Source organism: Spirillospora sp. NPDC049652 (assembly GCF_040675125.1).
Taxonomy (GTDB): Bacteria; Actinomycetota; Actinomycetes; order Streptosporangiales; family Streptosporangiaceae; genus Spirillospora.
The window spans coordinates 1-2761 of the sequence record NZ_JBFAOF010000927.1 but is presented as its reverse complement, the minus strand read 5'-3'; the positions used below and the strand labels follow the sequence as shown (position 1 = coordinate 2761).

General features: G+C 74.4%; 4 protein-coding genes. 2 read left to right on the top strand and 2 right to left on the bottom strand.

Going from position 1 to position 2761, the window contains the following annotated elements; all coding sequences use genetic code 11:
* On the top strand, positions 1–455 hold a 455-nt coding region (locus AB0J52_RS34970), incomplete at its 5' end, for a hypothetical protein (RefSeq protein ID WP_500187186.1).
* 47 nt (positions 456–502) lie between these two features.
* Here AB0J52_RS34970 and AB0J52_RS34965 read toward each other — a convergent pair.
* Both AB0J52_RS34965 and AB0J52_RS34960 read right to left on the bottom strand, forming a co-directional pair.
* Entirely contained in the window at positions 503–973 is a 471-nt protein-coding gene (locus AB0J52_RS34965) for a GNAT family N-acetyltransferase (protein WP_500187184.1), read from the bottom strand.
* 54 nt (positions 974–1027) lie between these two features.
* Positions 1028–2392, bottom strand: a complete 1365-nt coding sequence (locus AB0J52_RS34960; protein WP_500187183.1) for a DHA2 family efflux MFS transporter permease subunit — start codon at positions 2390–2392, stop codon at positions 1028–1030.
* 71 nt (positions 2393–2463) lie between these two features.
* On the opposite strand from AB0J52_RS34960, the gene AB0J52_RS34955 reads away from it, so the two are divergent.
* Positions 2464–2761, top strand: a 298-nt coding sequence (locus tag AB0J52_RS34955) for a MarR family transcriptional regulator (RefSeq protein ID WP_500187181.1), incomplete at its 3' end; no start/stop codon positions are given.

Below are 2761 nucleotides of genomic sequence, written 5' to 3'. Positions count from 1 at the left end.
CCCGCGACACCGGCGACGGGCTGGTGCTGGCCGCGCCGCCGGACGCCGACTGCGGGCTGATCGTCGGCGAGCTCGTCCAGCAGCTCGCCCGGCGGCTCCGCGCGCGCAACGAGGCGCGGACCGAGGACGGCCGGCTCCGGCTGCGCGCCGCCGCCACGCTCGGCCTGGTCATGCAAGACGGCGGGGGCCTGGACGGCGACGGGTTCGTGCGGCTCGCGCGGATGCTGGACGCCCCGGCCTTCCGCGACCTGGTCGCCGGGCACGGCGCCGACCTCGGCTTCGTGACCAGCGGGTTCCTGTACCGCAGCTTCGTCCGGACGCACCGGGCGCTGATCCCGCCGGGCGAGTTCTTCGAGATCGACCTGGCCCACAAGGAGAGCGAGGAGACCGGCTGGGCGTGGGTCGGCGGCCCCCAGCGCCACCTGCGGATCGCCGGACGCCACGTGTCGGCGTAGCCGGGCGGGGCGCGGGACGCGGGGCGCGGACCGGGGCGGGGCGGGCGCTAGAGGAGTTTGCCGAAGCAGCGGCTCGACTCGGAGCAGCTGTAGAAGCCGAACTTCTCGATCTCCTCGTATCCGGACGAGCCGTACAGCGCGATCGCCTCCGGCTGGGCGGTGCCCGTCTCCAGGACCATGCGCACGCGTCCCGCCGCCCGCGCGGACGCCTCCAGCGCGGCGAGCAGTTCCCGCGCGAACCCACGGCCGCGGGCCCGCGCGACGACGTACATGCGCTTGAGCTCGGCGTCCCCGTCCAGGAAGCCGGGCTCGGACGCGTCGTGCGCGCGCCATCCGCCGCACGCGACGGGGTCGCCGTCGACCCGTCCGACGAGGAAGTGCCCGAGCGGCGCGGCGAACTCGGCCGGGTCGACCGGCGTCTCGTCCGGGCCGCCGTAGCGGACGACGTACTCCTGCTGCAGCTCGCCGATCAGCTTCCGGGCGACCGGGTCGGCGTAGGAGGACACCACCAGTTCCATGCGGAGCAAAGTACGCGAAGCGGGCGACATATCCGTCTCCACGTCGCGCTGTTCTCAGGCGACGGCGGTCACGCGCGGGCGGGTCGCCAGCAGCGCCCCGGCCGCGAGCGCGAGCAGCGCGACCGGCAGCGCGAGCGCCAGGTGGACGCCGGCGAGCGGCGTCCCGACCGCCATGAGCGCGGTGGTCGCGGCGGTGCCGAGCACCGATCCGAGCTGCCGGGCGGAGTTGCTGACGCCCGACGCCGACCCCGCCAGCCGCGGCGGGACGCCGCGCATGGCCTCGGCGGAGAGCGGCGCGATCATGCATCCGGTGCCGAGGCCCATCAGCATCAGCGGCGCGGTGAACGTCCAGGCGTGCGCGTCGCCGCCGACCAGCAGCGACACGGCGGCGAGCCCGGCGGCGAAGGCGAGCAGGCCCGCGAGCAGGACGCGCCGTCCGCCGATCCGGTCGCTCAGCCGCCCGGCGAACGGGGACACCAGCAGCGACACGAGCGGGGACGGCGCGAGCGCGAGCCCGGCGTGGACGGCGCTGAGGCCGAGCTGCTCCTGGAGGAACAGCCCGAGCGGCAGGACCGCCCCGACCAGCGCCGCGCCGATCACGCCCATCAGGACGGTCAGCAGCGCGAAGCCGCGGTCGCGGAAGAGCTCGAACGGGATCAGCGGCTCGCGGTCCTGGCGTCCGGCCTGGTGCCGGGCGAACAGTCCGCCGAGCAGGACGCCGGCGGCGGCGAGCACCCAGATCCACGGCCGCCACGCGTACCGGTCGCCTTCCATCAGCGCGAAGGTCAGGCAGGCCACGGCCGCCGAGGAGAGCAGGACGCCGGGCAGGTCGAGGCGGTGCGCGCGGCCGGTCCGCACGTCCGGGACGAACAGGAAGGTCATCGCGAGCACCAGGACGCCGACCGGGATGTTGACGAGGAAGACCCAGCGCCAGCCCGCCGCGCTGACCAGCAGCCCGCCGAGCGTCGGGCCGGTCAGCGTCGCGACGCCCGCGACCGCGCCCCAGACGCCGAGCGCCGTCCCGCGCCGGTCCGCCGGGAAGGTCGCGACGATCAGCGCCATGGTCTGCGGGGTGAGCAGCGCCGCGCCGAGCCCTTGGACGAGGCGCGCGGCGATCAGCGTCCCGATATCCGGGGCGAGGCCGCACGCCGCGCTCGCGACGGTGAAGACGACGACGCCCGCGGCGAACAGGGTCCGCTGGCCGCGCAGGTCGCCGAGCCGCGCCGCCGTCACCAGCAGGACGGCGAGCACGAGCGTGTACCCGCCGACCGTCCAGAGCACCTGGTCGAGGCCGGTGTGCAGGGAGCGCATCACGTCCGGGACCGCGATGTTCACGATCGTCATGTCGAGCAGGGTCATGAAGAACCCGAGGGAGAGCGTCGCCAGGACGGCCCAGGGGTTGCCGCGCCACTTCGTCATGCCGCCGACGGTAATGCATCTTTTGAGATGTATCAATAGAGATGCATCTCTGAGTGATGTAATCTCGGACCGTGAACGTCACCGAGCTGTACCTGCTGGGCCGCCGCCTCCAGAAGATCGCCGAGGCCGCGATCCCGACCGAGGGCGTCGGCGAGCACCCGACCAGCACCAGCACCGTGCTGATCGTCGCCGAGGACATCCGCGAGCACCCGGGCACGACGGTTACCGAGATCGCCAGGAGGGCCGGCCTGGTGCAGAGCCAGGTCTCCAACTGCGTCGCGCGGCTGCGCGACACGGGCGTCGTCCGCGCCGAGCCCGACCCGTCCGACCGCCGCCGCACGCTGCTGCACCCCGCGGCCGAGGTCTCGG

Bases quoted from the DNA above. Each gene is read 5' to 3' on its own strand.
- AB0J52_RS34965 (WP_500187184.1), bottom strand. From the start codon at position 973: ATGGAACTGGTGGTGTCCTCCTACGCCGACCCGGTCGCCCGGAAGCTG.
- AB0J52_RS34960 (WP_500187183.1), bottom strand. From the start codon at position 2,392: ATGACGAAGTGGCGCGGCAACCCCTGGGCCGTCCTGGCGACGCTCTCC.